General features: G+C 73.4%; 16 protein-coding genes. 10 read left to right on the plus strand and 6 right to left on the minus strand.

Going from position 1 to position 15,784, the window contains the following annotated elements; genetic code table 11:
- Positions 1-66 precede the first annotated feature (66 nt).
- Entirely contained in the window at positions 67-816 is a 750-nt protein-coding gene (locus ACFVFH_RS17175; protein WP_383768845.1) for a peptidyl-tRNA hydrolase, read from the minus strand.
- A gap of 71 nt (positions 817-887) precedes the next feature.
- On the opposite strand from ACFVFH_RS17175, the gene ACFVFH_RS17180 reads away from it, so the two are divergent.
- The 8 genes from ACFVFH_RS17180 to ACFVFH_RS17215 all read left to right on the plus strand — a co-directional run bounded on the left by ACFVFH_RS17180 (position 888) and on the right by ACFVFH_RS17215 (position 7,667).
- Positions 888-1,565 (plus strand): AIM24 family protein, encoded by a 678-nt coding sequence (locus tag ACFVFH_RS17180; protein ID WP_383768848.1) that lies wholly within the window; start codon positions 888-890, stop codon positions 1,563-1,565.
- Between the two features lie 44 nt (positions 1,566-1,609).
- Entirely contained in the window at positions 1,610-2,458 is an 849-nt protein-coding gene (locus ACFVFH_RS17185; RefSeq protein ID WP_383768851.1) for an ATP-binding cassette domain-containing protein, read from the plus strand.
- A complete protein-coding gene (locus ACFVFH_RS17190; protein ID WP_383768854.1) occupies positions 2,455-3,123 on the plus strand; it encodes an ABC transporter in 669 nt (222 codons plus the stop codon). Before ACFVFH_RS17185 ends, ACFVFH_RS17190 begins: the two co-directional genes overlap by 4 nt.
- Before the next feature lie 14 nt (positions 3,124-3,137).
- Complete coding sequence (locus ACFVFH_RS17195; RefSeq protein ID WP_383768856.1) at positions 3,138-3,344, plus strand: hypothetical protein; 207 nt, start codon at positions 3,138-3,140, stop codon at positions 3,342-3,344.
- A gap of 112 nt (positions 3,345-3,456) precedes the next feature.
- Positions 3,457-3,663 (plus strand): hypothetical protein, encoded by a 207-nt coding sequence (locus ACFVFH_RS17200; RefSeq protein ID WP_383768858.1) that lies wholly within the window; start codon positions 3,457-3,459, stop codon positions 3,661-3,663.
- 509 nt (positions 3,664-4,172) lie between these two features.
- On the plus strand, positions 4,173-5,606 hold the full coding sequence (locus ACFVFH_RS17205; RefSeq protein WP_383768861.1) for an amidase: 1,434 nt from the start codon (positions 4,173-4,175) through the stop codon (positions 5,604-5,606).
- Positions 5,603-6,820, plus strand: a complete 1,218-nt coding sequence (locus ACFVFH_RS17210) for an MFS transporter (RefSeq protein ID WP_383768864.1) — start codon at positions 5,603-5,605, stop codon at positions 6,818-6,820. The genes ACFVFH_RS17205 and ACFVFH_RS17210 overlap by 4 nt, the downstream gene beginning before the upstream one ends.
- A 145-nt stretch (positions 6,821-6,965) precedes the next feature.
- The gene (locus tag ACFVFH_RS17215; RefSeq protein WP_383768866.1) at positions 6,966-7,667 is read left to right on the plus strand and encodes a FadR/GntR family transcriptional regulator; all 702 of its coding nucleotides are present in this window, start codon (positions 6,966-6,968) and stop codon (positions 7,665-7,667) included.
- Between the two features lie 72 nt (positions 7,668-7,739).
- Here the strand turns inward: ACFVFH_RS17215 and ACFVFH_RS17220 are convergent, their stop codons facing one another.
- The 5 genes from ACFVFH_RS17220 to zapE all read right to left on the minus strand — a co-directional run bounded on the left by ACFVFH_RS17220 (position 7,740) and on the right by zapE (position 14,326).
- A complete protein-coding gene (locus ACFVFH_RS17220) occupies positions 7,740-8,588 on the minus strand; it encodes a polysaccharide deacetylase family protein (protein ID WP_383768868.1) in 849 nt (282 codons plus the stop codon).
- Positions 8,589-8,728: 140 nt separating this feature from the next.
- Positions 8,729-10,951: an FAD-dependent oxidoreductase gene (locus ACFVFH_RS17225; protein WP_383768871.1), complete on the minus strand. Its 2,223-nt coding sequence runs from the start codon at positions 10,949-10,951 to the stop codon at positions 8,729-8,731.
- A 216-nt stretch (positions 10,952-11,167) separates the two neighbouring features.
- A complete protein-coding gene (locus ACFVFH_RS17230) occupies positions 11,168-12,589 on the minus strand; it encodes an alkaline phosphatase PhoX (protein WP_383768874.1) in 1,422 nt (473 codons plus the stop codon).
- Positions 12,590-12,728: 139 nt separating this feature from the next.
- Positions 12,729-13,154 carry an OsmC family protein gene (locus ACFVFH_RS17235; RefSeq protein ID WP_383768877.1) on the minus strand — a complete coding sequence of 142 codons (426 nt, stop codon included), beginning with the start codon at positions 13,152-13,154 and terminating at the stop codon, positions 12,729-12,731.
- A gap of 80 nt (positions 13,155-13,234) precedes the next feature.
- Positions 13,235-14,326: a cell division protein ZapE gene (gene zapE / locus ACFVFH_RS17240; RefSeq protein WP_383768880.1), complete on the minus strand. Its 1,092-nt coding sequence runs from the start codon at positions 14,324-14,326 to the stop codon at positions 13,235-13,237.
- Between the two features lie 37 nt (positions 14,327-14,363).
- On the opposite strand from zapE, the gene ACFVFH_RS17245 reads away from it, so the two are divergent.
- Entirely contained in the window at positions 14,364-15,128 is a 765-nt protein-coding gene (locus tag ACFVFH_RS17245; protein WP_383768883.1) for a pyrimidine reductase family protein, read from the plus strand.
- 149 nt (positions 15,129-15,277) lie between these two features.
- On the plus strand, positions 15,278-15,730 hold the full coding sequence (locus ACFVFH_RS17250) for an indole-3-glycerol phosphate synthase (RefSeq protein ID WP_383769046.1): 453 nt from the start codon (positions 15,278-15,280) through the stop codon (positions 15,728-15,730).
- The last annotated feature ends 54 nt before the right edge of the window (positions 15,731-15,784 follow it).

A 15,784-nucleotide genomic window follows, 5' to 3' on the forward strand; every position in this document is an offset into this window, starting at 1 on the left:
GGAGACCGACGCGGGTCCGCCCGTCGGCCGAAGCGGGCGGGCGGATCCGCGTCGGCCCGGCTCCGGTCAGCCGCGCCGCAACGCCGGATGGTCGGCGACCACCGTGCAGGACCCCGGCGCGATCTCGGTGAACCCGGCGTCACGCACCACCGGGCCCCCGCCCGCCGTGAGTTCCTGCCAGCGACCCGCCTCCGCGGTGGCGACCGAGAGCGGGAAGCCCGCCTCGCGCCACGCCTTGCGCTCCGTCTCCGACAGCTCCCACCAGGCGAGCTGCGCACCGTGCCCGGCCTGCGCCATGGCCTTGCCCGCCGACATGTCCAGCTCCGGGTTGAGCCACAGCACCGGGCCCGAGGGATCGGGCGCGGCCGGGGGCTCCGGGTCGTCCAGATCGGTCCCCGACACCTGGAGCTTCGCCAGCTCCTTCGGCCAGCCGTCCAGGGGCACCGGAGGGAAGACCCGCACCTCGGCGCTCTCGCCGGTGACCGTGATGCCCGGCAGCGCGGACGCCTTGCGCCACTCCGCGCCGCGCGCCCGCCGCACCACCTTGCGGATGCGCGCGTCCTGCCAGTCCCGCATCGCCCGCGCCCACTCGCCCTCGCCGTTCGAGCGCTCGTCGGAGAGCATCACGAGCACCGCGCGGGCGGCGGTCCGCAGGGCGTCGGTACGGGCCGGTGGTGCCGTCTTCTCGATGTGCACGACCATCGGCAGCACGTACTGCGGTGCCTCGTCGCGGCTGGTCGGCTCCGTCCTGAACGGGCTGTCCGCCGCGGACGGGTGGGGCGCGGCGGGGGATACGGGGGTGTCGTTGCTGCTCACCCGTCCAGTCTGCCAGCCGCCCGGAAAACGCTTCTTGGCGGAATGGAAGGCTCCGGGTGAGGATGCACCGCATGAAGAGCGATCTCTTTTCCAGCGAGAACATGGCACAGCAGGCAACGGTTCCCGGAATGTCCCTGCAGAACGCCAAATCGATCAAGTACGCCGTCAACGGCGAGATGCACGCCCGCCAGGGAGCGATGATCGCCTTCCGCGGCGATCTGCAGTTCGAGCGCAAGGGCCAGGGCATAGGCGGCCTGCTCAAGCGCGCCGTCACCGGCGAGGGGCTGCCGCTGATGGCGGTCCGCGGCCAGGGCGAGGCATGGTTCGCGCACGAGGCCGCCAACTGCTTCATCGTGGACATGGAACACGGCGACGTCCTCACCATCAACGGCCGCAACGTGCTCTGCTTCGACCCCACGATCTCCTACGAGATCAAGACCGTGAAGGGCGCCGGGATGACGGGCGGCGGGCTCTTCAACAGCGTCTTCACGGGCTACGGCAAGCTCGGCCTGATGTGCGAGGGTCACCCCATCGTGATCCCCGTCACGCCCCAGCAGCCGGTCTGCGTCGACACGGACGCGGTGGTCGGCTGGAGCGCCAACCTGACCACGTCGCTGCACCGCTCGCAGAGCTTCGGCTCGATGATCCGCGGCGGATCCGGCGAGGCCGTCCAGCTGCGCCTGGACGGCGAGGGCTTCGTGATCGTGCGCCCGAGCGAGGCCAAGCCCGAGAAGGCGACGGCCAACTGAGGCTGAGCGGCGTCGGACGCCGGTACGGCCTCGGCGGGCCCTGGGTGCTGCGCGGGGTCGACCTCGACCTGCCCCCGCGCGCCCTGATCCGCGTCGAGGGCGCCAACGGCACCGGGAAGTCGACGCTGTTGAGGCTGCTCGCCGGGATCGACGCCCCGACGGAGGGCCGGATCAGCGGCCCCCCGCCGCGCACGGCGTACGTCCCCGAGCGCTTCTTCGCCGCCCTGCCGTTCACCGCGGCCGGGTACCTGGTCCACCTCGGCCGGATCCACGGCCTGCGGAGTTCCGAGGCGGCGGACCGGGCACGGTCGTGGCTCGCCCGCCTCGGGGCCGCCGACCACGCCCGTACGCCGCTCACCGAGCTCTCCAAGGGCACCTGCCAGAAGGTCGCCGTCGCCCAGGCGCTGCTCGCCGAGCCCGAGCTGCTGATCCTGGACGAGGCGTGGACCGGGCTCGACACGGCGGCCCGTGACGAACTGGACCGGGCCGTGGCCGAACGGGTCGCGGCCGGTGCCACCGCCGTCTTCGTCGACCACGACCCCCGCAGGCTCGCCGGATCGGTCGACGCCGTGTTCCGGATCGAGGGCACCGGTCTGTTCGCCGCCCGCGCGGCACGGACGGAGGAGACCGGCCCCCGGGTACGGATCGAGGCGGCGGGCCCGCCCGGCGCCGCGCTCCCCGCCGGACTGCCGGGCACCCCGGAGCGCGCGCCCGCGGCGCGCGGTGGCGTCCGGCTCACCGTCGCGGCCACGCACTCCGACGCCCTGCTGCGCGCCCTGCTCACCGCACACCCGCCCTGGCACATCCGGCGGCTGAGCACCGCCCCCGGCCCCGCGGAGGGCCCGGGGGACGACGGAGCCCCGCACCGCCCCCCGACCCCCGAGGCGCCATGACCGCCCTGCTCCGCTACCGGGCCGATCTGCTGGTCCGCTCCCAGCGCTGGCTCGCCCCCGTCCTGCTGTACGCGGCCTTCGTCGCCGTCGGCGTACAGGCGGGACAGCCCGTCCTCGACTCGCTCGGCTACGCCGCCGCGGGGCTGCTGCCCGTCACCGCCTGGCTCGTCCAGCTCTGCGTCGACCAGGAACCGCCCGCCGCCCGGACCGTGACCGCCGCCGTCGTGGGATCGCCCAGGGCGCATCTGGCCTCGCTGCTCACCGGGCTCGGCTGCGCCGGGCTGCTGGGCGTGGCCGCCACCCTGCTCGTACTGCTGATCAGCGGGCCGACCGGCAACGACGGCACGGTCCGGGTGGCGCTGCTGCCCGCCGGGATCGCCGGACTGCTCGCCACCGGCTGCTGCGCGCTGCTGGGGACGGCGGTCGGCGCGCTCTGCACCCGGCCACTGCTGCTCCGGCGCGGCTGGTCCGTCGCGGCCACCGTGCTCGCCGCGCTGTCGGCCGTCGTGACCAGCGGCTCACCGGCCAACACCGCCGTGACGGGCCTGGTCACCGGAGCCCGTACGGGCGCGGTCCACCTCCCCGTCCTGCCCTTCCTCCTCGCCGCCGCCCTCGCCGCCGCGGTCGCCGCGCTCACCTGTCGGCTGACACCGTTGCGCGGCTGAGTACGCTCGTGCGCATGGACGAGCACACGGACCGGGGCGGGGAAGAGGCGTACTGCGGTGCACCTCCCGCGACCGCGCGGACGGAGACCGCCGCGGGCCCGCCGTACGCCGAGTGCGTGCTCTGCCGGAAGCCGACCGAGTACCCGGATTCGGTGAAGGGCAGCACCCTCTGCCCGGTCTGCGCTTGGCAGGAGGCCCAGCGGACGGCGTGTTCCGGCTAGGCCGTGTGTCGAAAGTTGCTGAGAGGCAACGTCGTGGCGGGCTGGAGCGTCCATGGGATTGCTGGACTCGGCTTGGCCAGGGTGTCGTGAGGGGGGGCTTGTGGAGCGGGCCATGGGGAAGCAGGACGGTCCGGGGCGAGAGCCGAACGCTTACGAGAGGGTTCTCGCAGAGGACCGTCGCGTCGTGCGCGAGATGTTCCGCGTGAGCATCGGTGGTGCCCATGCCGGGTTCGTCATAACGGTCTTCATCGTGGTTTTGTTCGCTGCCATTGGCGGCACTGTGTGGGCTCTGATCGTTGGCGGAGCGGTTGCATTCTAGTTCGCCGTCGCCCTTATCGCGGCTGTCGGTGGCGGTCGCCGCGGGTGGGCCGCAGTCAAGCGCGCCTACCTCTTGACATTCGGCTGGGCCGGCTGGCTGTGATTGCCGCGAGGGCATGGCGGACGCGAGCAGGCAGTATCGGCAGCTCCACCCGTCACAGCCATTCTCCGATCGCGGCGACGAGGACGGTGGCTTCGAAGCGGACGGCGAGCTTGTCGAATCGGGTGGCGACTGCCCGGTGTCTCTTGAGCCGGTTGATCCCGCACTCGACCGCATGACGCCCGGCCGGGGCGGCGCGTGTCGGCCTCGGGCCGTGAGGTCCACGGTTCTCCGGACATCCGAAGGCGTCCCGTCGGGTCGGCCGCATCGTCGTGCTTGATGTGGGCCTGACATGCGACGACGGGTTCCGGCCCATGGTGTCCGAGCCGGAGTAAGGCTTGCCTTGCTTTCCGGGCCGGTCACGCTCTACGGTGAAGTCCTCAGAGGACCTGAGGACTTCAGGAGTGAGCATGACAGAGCTCTATGAGCTGACGCTGACCGAACAGGCCGCGGCGATCCGCGGCCGCACCGTCTCGCCGACCGAGCTGGTCGACCAGTACCTGCGCCGCATCGAGGGGTCGAACGGCGCACTGGGGGCCTATCGCACCGTCGACGCGTCCGGGGCCCGGCAGGCCGCCGCCGCCGTCGAGGCCCGGCTGGCCGCCGCGGGTGACGACGAGGGCCTGCCGCCGCTGCTCGGGGTGCCGCTCTCGGTGAAGGACACCTGGCCGGTCGCCGGACTGCCGTACACGGCGGGATCGGCGGCCTTCGACGACCGGACGGCCCCGGCCGACGCCGCCGTCGTGGGCACCCTGCGGGCGGCCGGTGCCGTGCTGCTGGGTACCACCACCGCCGCCGAATTCGGCTGCTCCGCCTATACCGAGACGGTGTTCGCCACCGCCCGCTGCCCGTACGACCTCACCCGCGGCGCGGGCGGCTCCAGTGGCGGGGCCGCCGTCTCGGTGGCCGCCGGGCTGGCCGCCGGGGCCCTGGGCAGCGACGGTGGGGGCTCGGTCCGGATACCGGCCGCCGCCTGCGGGGTGGTCGGCCTCAAGCCGAGCCGGGGGCGGGTGACGCCAGCCCCCGGCACGGACGCCCTGGGGCTGGCCACCGCCGGACCGCTGGCCAGGACGGTGGCGGACGCCGCCCTGCTGCTGGACGCCATGGCCGTCAGCACCCCGGGCGACGCGGCCACCCTGCCCGCCACGCCCCCCGGCCACTTCCGGGCCTGCGCCGGACGGGAACCCGGCCCGCTGCGGATCGGGGTGCTGCCGACGATCGACGGCCGGCACCCCGAGGCCGCACTGGCCTGCCGGGACGCCGCCGACCGGCTCGCCGGGCTCGGCCACCACGTGGAGGAGGCCCCGCCGTACGACCCCGAGGAGTACCTGGCGGACTTCACCGTGCTGTGGAGCGTGCTGGCCGCCGCGGTGCCGGTGCCCCCCGAGCGGGAGGAACGCCTGCTGCCGCTCACCCGCTGGCTGCGGGCCCGGGGCGGCGAGCACGGCGCGGTACGGCTGTACGCGGCGACGGCGTCGCTGGCCGCCACCGCCCGCGCCCTCTGCCACCGCTACGCCGGATTCGACGCCGTGCTGAGCCCGACCACGGAGCAACCGCCGCTGCCCGTCGGCTCATTGGTCGATCCCGACAACCCGGAACGCACCTACCTCCGGATGCTCGCCCACACCCCGCGCACCCCCCTGGCCAACTTCACCGGGCAGCCGTCGATCAGCCTGCCGCTGCACCGGACGCCGGAGGGTCTGCCGGTCGGGGTGATGCTCACCGGCAGGCTCCACCGGGAGGACGTCCTGCTCTCCCTCGGCGCCCAGCTGGAACGGGAGCGGCCCTGGCCGCACCACGCCGTCCTGCCGGTGACCGGGCGGCCCGAGCGGAGGGCCCGATGAAGCGCGGTCAGCTGGTCTTCCTGACCGGTACCCATGTCGTCAACGACCTGTACCAGGGCGCGGTCCCGGCCCTGCTGCCCTTCCTGATGGCCGAACGGCACTACAGCTACACCGCGGTCTCGGGCATCGCCCTGGCGGCCAGTGGCCTGTCCAGCGTGGTCCAGCCGCTCTTCGGGCTGCTGGTGGACCGCCGCCACCGCGGCTGGCTCATCCCGGCCGGCTTCCTCGCCGCCGCGGGCGGGCTCACCCTCGCGGGACTGGCCGACAGCTACCTCGTCACCTGGCTCTGTGTCGCCCTGGCCGGGATCGGTATCGCCGCCTACCACCCGCCCGCCACCAACCAGGCCCGCGCCGCGGGCGGACAGTCCCAGCGGGCGATGAGCCTGTTCTCGGTCGGCGGCACGCTGGGAGCCTCGCTGGCGCCCGCCCTGGTCACCCTCGTGGTCGGCTCGTTCGGCCTGACGGGCAGCTGGCTGCTGGCCGTACCCGCTCTGGTGGCCGCCGCGCTCTGGGCCGCGCAGGGGCCCTGGCTCCGGCACCGGGGGCACACCCCGGCGGTCCCGCCGACCGTGCGGGGCGCCACGGTGAGCGGGCACCGGGACGACTGGCGGGCGTTCGGGCGCCTGGCCGCGGCCACCGTCGGCTGGTCGGTGCCGTACGTGACGGTCACCTCGATGCTCGCCCTGCACATCCAGCGCGATCTGCACGGCTCGGCGGGCGCCGGCGCCACGGCGCTCACCCTTCTCACCCTGGCCGGGGCGGTCGGCACCCTGTTCGGGGGCTGGCTGGGCGACCGGTACGGGCGCCTCGCGCCCATCCGCGCCGGCTATCTGCTGGCCGTCCCCGCACTGGCCGCGGTGGCGTTCGCCCCGTCGGTGGGGGTGGCCATGGCGGGCGCGGTGCTGTTCGGACTGGCCATGTTCCTGCCGTTCGCTCCCCAGGTGACACTGGCCCAGGACTATCTGCCCACCCGGCCCGGCACCGCCAGCGGGCTGACCCTGGGGCTCGCCATGTCGGTGGGCGGACTGGCCGCACCGGCGCTCGGCCGGCTGGCCGACGCGTCCGGACTGCGCACGGTGCTCGCCCTGTTGGCCGGGGTGCTGCTGATCGCCCTCGCCTGCGCGCTCCGGCTGCGCGACCGGGTGCTCCCGGTCCCGGCGCCGACGGACGCACCGGAGCCCGTGCCCGCCCCGGACCGGAAGCCGGTGGGCTGAAGGGGGCGCCTGCCGTGAGCGAGCCGGACACGGCCACCACCGGGCAGGTGCGCGGACCCGCGCGCGCAACGACGGGGCCCGGCCGGGATTCTCACGGACCCGGCCGGGCCCCGGGACGCCGTCCCGGGGCCTGTAGGGTCGTCCCATGACTGTTCGACCGGTACGCCATCGCTCGCTGGTCGAGGAGGCCGTGGCCGAGCTCCGCCGACTGATCGGCACGGGCGAGTGGCCGGTCGGCTCCAGGCTTCCCGGCGAGGTGGAGCTGAGCCGGCTGCTCGGCGTCGGCCGGACCACCTCGCGCGAGGCGGTCCGTGTGCTGATCGCCGACGGCCAGCTGTACGCCCGGCACGGCTCGGGCACCTATGTCGCCGCGGCCTCCCCCGTCTCGGAGTTCGACCGGGAACTGCGCCGCTCGGCGGTCTTCGACGTGTACGAGGTCCGTGCGGCGCTGGAGGTGGAAGCGGGCCGGCTGGCCGCGCGCCGACGCACACCGCAGGACATCGACGCGCTGCGGGAAGCACTGGCCACCCGCGAGGCGGCCACCGACCTGGCCGCGCTCGTCGAGGCGGACCTGGACCTGCACCGCCGAGTGGTGCTGGCCGCGCGCAACCCGGTGCTCGTCCGGCTCTTCGAGTCGTTCGTCGACGCCCTGCGCGAGGCGGCCGCGCACCTGCTGGCCGACACCGACCTGCACGGCGGCGAGGAGCAGCACGCGATCGACCACGCGCACCACGTGCTGATCGAGGCGATCGTCGCCGGGGACCCGGACGCCGCCGTCGAGGCGACCCGCAGCAATCTGGACCGCACCCTGGACACGCTGCGCGCCGAGGGCGTCGGACCGCGCTGAGCCCGGCCGCCCGCGCGGACGGCGCTCCCGGGAGCGCCGCGAAGGGCGCGTCCGGGACGCCTTCGACGGGCCTCAGCCCCGGGCCGACCGGATCAGGTCCGAGACCCTCACGAAGCGGTACCCCTGCCTGCGCAGCTCCGGGACGATCCGGCTCACCGCCTCCTCCGTGACCGGTGCCGCGCTCCGGGTGCAGTGCATGACGACCAGCGAGCCCGGCCGCACCCCGTCCAGCACCTGGTCGGCCACCGCGTCCGGGTTGGTCGCGAAGGCGTCGCCGCTGATGACGTCCCACTGCACCGCCGTCATCCGCTCGGGCGCCAGCGCGCGCAGCGACGCGTCGTCGTAGCAGCCGCCCGGGAAGCGGAAGTACGGCACGGTGTTGTGCACTCCGGCCTTCCGGAAGGAGGCGGCGGCCCGCGCCGCGTCGGAGCGCATGTCGTCCTTCGCCACGGTCGGCAGCCCGTAGCAGGGGGACGTGTAGGCGTAGTGGCTGTACGAGTGGTTGGCGACCTCGAAGAGGGGATCGGCGCCGATGGACCTGGCCTGCGCCGGGTACTCGTCGGCCCAACGCCCCGTCATGAACACCGTCGCGGGCACCTTCGACTCGCGCAGCAGATCGATCAGTCCGGGGTTGTCGAAGTGCTCGCCCGCCGCCGCGCGCGGCCCCTCGGCGGCCGTCATGTCGGCGTCGAAGGTCAGCGCCACCACCTTCGCGCCGGACCGCGCCCCGTGCTCGAAGACCGGGGTCCGCCCGCCGGGTCCCGGGGCCAGCGTGGGCGGTGGTGCCAGGGCCGCGTGCGACCGGGGAGGGGCCACGGCGGGGGTGAGCGCCGCGGACGGGGGGCCGTCGGTGGACGCGACGCCGTGGCCCCCGCAGCCGGTGAGGCCGCCGAGCACCGCACCGAGAACGGTCAGGGCCATCGCTTTCCGCGCAGAATGAGTCACTAGCGGAAAGTATCCAGTTATGTGACTAATTGATGGATATGGTGCCTCTCCTGTCCGGAGTCGCGCACGGATTCACCCGGGCCGTCGAATCGTCACCCGGCCGCTCCGCTCCGCCGTCACGCGTGGACGCGGACGGCGACGACATGGGCCGAGGCGGCTCCGTTGGTCGCCTCGACGACGATCCTCAGCGCCGACGAGGTGACCGGCTCGTCCAGGGTGTGCACCTGGCGCCGCCGCCGGTTGTCCGTCGTACGGGAGACGGTCCGCCAGCCGCCGTCCGCGTCGCGCGCCTCGACGCGGTAGTCCCGCAGGAGGGTGGGGAGGACGTCGAAGGGGGTGCGGTGGTGGTGCAGGTTGATCAGGTCCTCGTTGACGTCGTCATCGGCCAGGACGTCGATCCGGCGGAACGTCACCGGCTCCGGCCAGGCCAGCTCCAGCCAGGCGCCGCCGTCCTCCGGGAGGGGCTCGGAGACCCACATGTGCGGACCGGCGTACGGGCGGGCGTAGCCGTCCACCGCCTTGGCCGGGGCGTACGCGCGGGTCCCGCCCGTCCGGAAGCGGAAGGCACGGCGCAGCAGACCGGCGTCGGTCCACTCGCGCAGCGGCTGGGGCGACTCGGCGCGCGGGTCCAGCGGGACGCGGGTGAGGGCCAGCACGCCCGGGGCCGGTCCGTCGGTGGTGTACAGGGCGACGTCCGCCTGGGCCCGTACGACGACGAAGGCGTTGCGGGCGCTCTGCGGCGTCCAGCGCAGCCCCGTCGCGACCCACTGCTTCGACCCGGCGGCGACCGGCACGGTGACGGAGTCCACGAGGCGGCGGGGTACGTAGTTCTGGCCGAGCTCCGGATCGTGCAGCTCCACCACGATCTCGGTGTCCCGCTCGGCGTCCACGAGGAGTTCGAGGCCGGTCAGCGCGGGGTCGACGGGGAACACCAGACCGGCGTCCGAGGTCAGCGGCAGGCGCTCCAGCAGCGTTCCGGCACCGAAGTCCGCCAGGGTGGACGAGGCCGTGACGGTGGCGCGCGGGGCCAGGTCGTCCGGGTCGTCCGCCGCCAGGCCCATGACGGAGGCGTCCTCCCGCAGCAGGGTGCGCTGGAGCGCGGACACGTCGAGCGCGCGCGGGGCGACCCCCTGGGCGGCGCAGAGCGCGGCGGCGGTGCCCGCGGCCTGGCCGACGGTGGCGCAGGTCGCCATGACCCGGGTCGAGCCGAAGGCGACATGGCTGGCGGAGATGTTGCGCCCGGCGAAGAGCAGGTTCGTCGTGTTCACCGAATACAGGCTGCGGTAGGGGATGTGGTAGACCCCGTCCGCGTAGCGCTGCTTGGCGCCGTCCCCGTCGGCGTACATGCCCTGGGGCGGATGCAGGTCGATGGACCAGCCGCCGAACGCGACCCGGTCGGCGAACTCGGTCTGGCCGAGGATGTCGCCCTGGTGGAGGACGTAGTCGCCGAGGAAGCGCCGGTACTCGCGCTTGCCGGGCACCGAACCCACCCACTCCAGGGTCATGTTCGCCGCGTCGAACTCGCCGGAGTTCTTGATGTGGTCCCAGATGCCGTGGATCACCGCCCACAGCTCGTCACGGATGGCATCGTTGTCATGCACCGTGTCCAGCTCTCCGCCGAACTCGATCCACCAGTACGCGCAGCCGTTGTCACCGGACTTGATGATGCGGCGTTCGGGGATCGAGGTCTCGGCGATGTTCCGGGCGAAGGACGGGGGCACGAACTTGACGGGGTGTCCGGCGTCCTTGGTGTAGAAGAGCAGGGTCGATCCGAGCGTGATGCGGTCGGCCTCCTCGGGCGCCCAGGGTTCGAGGTACTCCGCCCGCGACTCCCGGCCGATCCGGTGGCGGGCACCCGCCAGGGCGCCGGGCAGTCCGTCGCCCGAACAGTCCAGGAAGAGTTCGCTCTCGAAGCGGATCAGCCGCTCCGAGCCCATCATCCAGCCGGTGACGGCGGTGATGCGCCGGGCGTCCTCGGGCCCCTCGGCGTCCACTTCCCGGACGTCGGTGTTGAGGTAGAGCGTGATCCCGCGCTCGGCCCGGACCGCGTCCAGCACCACCGCGTCCCAGTAGTAGGGGTTGCCGTCCGGGTTGCGGAACTGGTTCTCGACGAAGAGCTCGCCCATGATGCCGCCCTCGCGGGCGTGGTGGTTGTTGCCGTGGGCGGTGGCGCCGACCACCCAGACCCGGACCTCGCTGCTCGCGTTCCCGCCGAGCACCGGCCGGTTGTTGACGAGTGCCACGGTGCGGCCCAGCCGGGCGGCGGCTATCGCCGCGCAGACCCCGGCCAGACCGCCTCCGACGACGGTGATGTCGTGCCGTACGGTTTCGTGCCTCATGGTTCACGTCCCCTCGGGGGTTGGTTTCGAGGCCGCGCGGAGCACGCCGCGCACCGCGCGGGTTCCGCGGAGGCGCGCGGAACCAGGCGGGAGCCTATCCCTCCGCACGCGCCCCCGCCGCGACTTCCCCCGAGGCCAAGTCCCGCCGCGCGCGGGGACGTTCGGGCCGGATCCGGGGGCGGGCGGCCGGCGCCCGCCCCCGGGCGGGTCAGCGCGTCAGTGCCACGGCCCGGTCACCGCGAACGTCGTCCCCGGCGTGTAGCAGTTCACATACATCGTCCCGCCGTCGGGGGCGAAGGTGACCCCGGCGAACTCTCCCCACTCGGGCTTCTCCGGCGTCCCGATGTTCTGCCGCCCCCGCGCCATCGCGTAGACCTCGCCGCCCCGCGTCAGGCCGAACACGTGCTGCGCGCCGCCGCCGTCCTCGCAGACCATCAGCCCGCCGTCCGCGGCGAGACAGATGTTGTCGGGGGACTCGCCCGGCAGCCGCACATCGGTGCCGGGGCCGAAGACGATCACGAGCGTGAGACGGCGCCGCCGAGGCTCGTACCGCCACACCTGGCCGTAGTGGTCGGCGGCCGATCCCTCCGCGCTGCGCGCGAAGCTGGAGACGAAGTAGACCGAGGAGCCGCCCCAGTAGCAGCCCTCCAGCTTCTGCGCGTGCGTGATGCCCCGGGGGCCGAAGTCCTGGAACCGGATCGGTGTCACGGCCGCCGACGGATCGGGCACGGGGACCCATTCGATGCCCTCGAAGACGGTCCCGGTCTCCTGGACCACGGAGAGGTCGGGCATGCCCGGCACGCGCATCGCCTCCAGATGGCCACCGGCCCGCAGCGAGCCCGTGCCGCCGAGGGGCTTCCTCGGCAGGAAGCGGTAGAAGAGCCCGAACGGCTTCTCGAACGCGTCCTCCGTCTCGTAGACGATCCCGTTCTTCGGGTCGATCGCGATGGCCTCGTGCTGGAACCGGCCCATCGCGGTGAGCGGCACCGCCCCGGTGCGGTGCGGATCGGCGCCGTCGACCTCGAAGATGAAGCCGTGGTCCTTGGTGTACCCGTTGGTACCGGCCCTGTCCTCGGTCTCCTCGCAGGTCAGCCAGGTGTTCCACGGGGTGCGGCCGCCCGCGCAGTTCACCGCCGTACCGGCGATGGCGACGCGTTCGCCCAGGACGTTGTTGCGGCCGTCCAGCTCCAGGGCCGTGCAGCCGCCCTTGCCCATCGGGTCGTAGGTGAGTCCCTCGACGACCGGGACCTGGATCTTCGCGGTGACGCGGTTCTCGTGGTTGCGGACCAGCCGGACGTGTCCGTGGCGGCCCGCGAAGGCGGCCATGCCGTCGCAGTTGCTGGGCACCTGGCCCTCGCCGGAGCGGAGCCGGTCGCCCTCCCGGGACAGCACCCGGTAGCGGAAGCCCTTCGGCAGGTCGAGCAGGCCGTGGGGGTCGGGCACCAGCGGGCCGTACCCGCCGTGTCCCCGGGCGGCCGCGGCACCGGCGAAGAGTTCGGAGAACGCCCCCGTGAAGGCGATGGAGGCGATGGCCGCGCCGCCGCCTGCCAGGACCTGGCGACGGGTGGCGGCCGGGCGCGACGCCTGCGCGGTGGGACGTGACGCTTCCGCGGTCGGGCGTGACGTTTCTGATGACATGAGGCAACTCCCTGCTGGCGGACAGGAGAAGTGACCCGCATGTGTGTAGCACGCGCGTCGCCGCGCGGGAACCATGCGGGTCACCGTGTCCCGGCCGTGCCCCGGGTGCGCCCCGGGGCGGGAGCGGCCCCCCGAGGGGTCAGGCCAGCGAGGCGGAGAGCGTGATCGTGGTGCCGGTCAGCGCCTGGCTGACCGGGCAGTTCGCCTTGGCGTCCTCGGCGGCCTTGATGAAGCCCGCCTCGTCGAGGCCGGGCACCTGGCCCTGGACGGTGAGGTGGATGCCGGTGATGCCGGTGCCGGGCTGGAAGGTGACGTCGGCCCTGGTGTCCAGCCGGGTCGGCGGCGTCCCGGCCGAGGTCAGGCCGTGGGACAGCGCCATCGAGAAGCAGCTGGAGTGGGCCGCCGCGATGAGCTCCTCGGGAGAGGTCTTGCCGTTCGGCGCCTCCGCGCGGGACGGCCAGGAGACGTCGTAGTCGCCGATGCCGGAGGAGTCGAAGGTGACGACGCCCTTGCCCTCGGTCAGGTTGCCTTCCCAGACCGTGTGGGCCTGACGGGTGGTAGCCATGCTGGATCCCTTCAAACGGTGTGCGCGAGCGATACGGGCCCGGGGCGCCCGCGGGAGCCCCGGGAGTTACGCACCCGAACCTACTGCGCCACCAGTCCCTTCGCGTCGCGCGCCAGCGCCGTCAGCCGGGAGATCGCCCGGAAGTACTTCTTCCGGTACCCGCCGTTCAGCATCTCCTCACTGAACAGCCGGTCGAACGGCAGCCCGGAGGCGAGCACCGGGACCTCCCGGTCGTACAGCCGGTCGGCGAGGACGACGAGCCGCAGCGCGGTCGACTGGTCGGGCACCGGCCGGACCTCGGTGAGGCAGACCGCCCGCAGCCCGTCCGTCAGCGCGCCGTAGCGGCTGGGATGGACCCGGGCGAGGTGGTCGAGCAGCGAGGGGAAGTCGTCCAGGCTGGCCCCCTCGGTGGCGTACGCGGCCCGGGTGACCTGTTCGTCGGAGTACGGCGCGGGGGCCTCGGGCAGTCCGCGGTGGCGGTAGTCCTCGCCGTCGATCCGCAGCGGACGGAAGTGCGCGGAGAGCCCCTGGATCTCCCGCAGGAAGTCGGCCGCGGCGAACCGGCCCTCGCCGAGCTTGCCGGGCAGCGTGTTGGAGGTGGCGGCGAGCGCGACGCCCGCCTCGACCAGCCTGCTCAGCAGCGACGACACCAGCACGGTGTCGCCCGGGTCGTCCAGCTCGAATTCGTCGATGCACAGGAGGCGGTGGCCGCTCAGCGTCCGCACGGTCTGCTGGAAGCCCAGCGCGCCGACCAGGTTGGTCAGCTCGACGAAGGTGCCGAACGCCTTCAGCGAGGGATCGGCGGGAGTGGCGTGCCAGAGGGAGGCCAGCAGATGGGTCTTGCCGACGCCGTAGCCGCCGTCCAGATAGACCCCGAGCGGCGCCGAGGGGGCCGCGGGTTTCCTGCCGAACCACTTGCGCTTGCCCGAGCCGCTGGCGTGCGCGCCGCCGAGCCCGGCCGCGAATTCGCTCAGGACACCGACCGCCGCCGTCTGGCTCGGCTGGTTCGGGTCCGGGACGTACGTATCGAAGCGCACGGAGTCGAAGCGCGGCGGCGGCACCATCTCGGCGACCAGCCGGTCGGCGGGTACGCGGGGTTCGAGCGCGCAGAGGGACAGGGGGGCCGTTTCGGCTATGGGGCTCTGCCCCGGCAGGGCTGTGGAGGACGACACAACTCTCCACTCTAAGGGCCGTGCCAGACTGCGTGGCATGCGACGCCTCTTCCCTGTGACCGACCCGACACCGGCCGACCGAGAGGGGGAGTGGTCCCTGGACGCCCTGGCCGACGCCTACGCCTACCCCGATCACGACGGCCCCTGGCTGCGCGCGAACATGGTTTCGACGCTCGACGGGGCCGCCCAGCACGACGGCCGCTCGCAGCCGATCTCCTGCGCGAGCGACATGCGGATCTTCGGCACCCTGCGCGGTCTGGCCGATGTGGTGCTGGCCGGGGCGGAGACGGTACGGCTGGAGGGCTACCGCCCCGCCAGGGCCCGTGAGGCCTTCGCCGCCCGCCGGACCGCGGCCGGGCAGGGGCCCGCGCCCGCGATCGCCGTGGTGAGCGGCAGCCTGGACCTCGACTTCTCGCTGCCGCTCTTCACCCGGCCGCTCGTGCCCACCCTGGTGCTGACCGGCGCCGGGGCCCCGCCCGGCCGGATCGAGGAGGCGCGCGCGGCGGGGGCCGAGGTGGTGATCGCGGGGGAGGGCTCCCGGGTGGACCCCGCCAGGGCCGTACGGGAACTGGCCGACCGGGGGCTCAAGCGGCTGCTGACCGAGGGCGGCCCGAGGCTGCTGGGGCAGTTCGTGGCCGCCGGGGTGCTGGACGAGCTCTGCCTGACCGTGTCGCCGATGCTGACCGCCGGGGACGCGCAGCGGATCGCGGGCGGCCCCGCGATGGCAGTGCCGGAACGATTCGCCCTGGCATCGGTACTGGAAGAGGCCGGGTTCCTGTTCACTCGGTACCGTCGGAGCTGACAATCAGCGGAATTTGTCGTTCCGGTTAGCTTCCGGTGGGCACAATTACTCTCGCAGACCCCGTGCGAGCACGGGGAAGGATGGTTTCAGCAGTGACCGGCGACGGTCACTGAAGCAGAAGGGCACCCGTGGTGTTCACCAGCGTTTTGATGATCGAGAAGCCCCTCACCTCCGAGGACGTCGAGTTCGTCACCACCCTGCACGGGGAGGAGCCGGTCTCCTTCGTCGTGCTCATGCAGCCGCGCGGTGACCAGGCCGATGTGCTGTTGCGGGCGATCGACGACCTGGCGATGGGCGAACTGAAGGAAGCCGCCCGGGAGAGCGAGGAGCCGGAGGGCAGGAACGCCAGACAGCCCGCCGAACTCGCGCTCGAAGTCTCGCTGGAGGCGCTGCGCCAGGCGGGCTCCGAAGCGGTCGGACAGGTGATCGAGGACCACCCCCTGGACAAGCTGAAGTCCGTGGTCGACGACGCGAGGGCGGACGAGGTCATCGTGCTGACCGCGCCGCACTACGTGGAGGAGTTCTTCCACCGGGACTGGGCGTCCCGGGCCCGCCACAAGGTCGGCGTCCCGGTGCTCAAGCTCTTCGCGCACAGCGAATAGGCTGGGCGGGCACGCGTACCGCCCCGGGTACGCGGATCGACCCCTGGGAGACAG

Origin of the sequence: Streptomyces sp. NPDC057697, assembly GCF_042799335.1 — a bacterium.
Classification (GTDB): domain Bacteria; phylum Actinomycetota; class Actinomycetes; order Streptomycetales; family Streptomycetaceae; genus Streptomyces.

Coding starts and splice junctions, on each gene's coding strand:
- ACFVFH_RS17180 (WP_383768848.1), top strand. CDS start 888: ATGAAGAGCGATCTCTTTTCCAGCGAGAACATGGCACAGCAGGCAACG.
- ACFVFH_RS17190 (WP_383768854.1), top strand. CDS start 2,455: ATGACCGCCCTGCTCCGCTACCGGGCCGATCTGCTGGTCCGCTCCCAG.
- ACFVFH_RS17195 (WP_383768856.1), top strand. CDS start 3,138: ATGGACGAGCACACGGACCGGGGCGGGGAAGAGGCGTACTGCGGTGCA.
- ACFVFH_RS17200 (WP_383768858.1), top strand. CDS start 3,457: ATGGGGAAGCAGGACGGTCCGGGGCGAGAGCCGAACGCTTACGAGAGG.
- ACFVFH_RS17205 (WP_383768861.1), top strand. CDS start 4,173: ATGACAGAGCTCTATGAGCTGACGCTGACCGAACAGGCCGCGGCGATC.
- ACFVFH_RS17210 (WP_383768864.1), top strand. CDS start 5,603: ATGAAGCGCGGTCAGCTGGTCTTCCTGACCGGTACCCATGTCGTCAAC.
- ACFVFH_RS17215 (WP_383768866.1), top strand. CDS start 6,966: ATGACTGTTCGACCGGTACGCCATCGCTCGCTGGTCGAGGAGGCCGTG.
- ACFVFH_RS17220 (WP_383768868.1), bottom strand. CDS start 8,588: ATGGCCCTGACCGTTCTCGGTGCGGTGCTCGGCGGCCTCACCGGCTGC.
- ACFVFH_RS17225 (WP_383768871.1), bottom strand. CDS start 10,951: ATGAGGCACGAAACCGTACGGCACGACATCACCGTCGTCGGAGGCGGT.
- ACFVFH_RS17230 (WP_383768874.1), bottom strand. CDS start 12,589: ATGTCATCAGAAACGTCACGCCCGACCGCGGAAGCGTCACGTCCCACC.
- ACFVFH_RS17235 (WP_383768877.1), bottom strand. CDS start 13,154: ATGGCTACCACCCGTCAGGCCCACACGGTCTGGGAAGGCAACCTGACC.
- ACFVFH_RS17245 (WP_383768883.1), top strand. CDS start 14,364: ATGCGACGCCTCTTCCCTGTGACCGACCCGACACCGGCCGACCGAGAG.
- ACFVFH_RS17250 (WP_383769046.1), top strand. CDS start 15,278: ATGATCGAGAAGCCCCTCACCTCCGAGGACGTCGAGTTCGTCACCACC.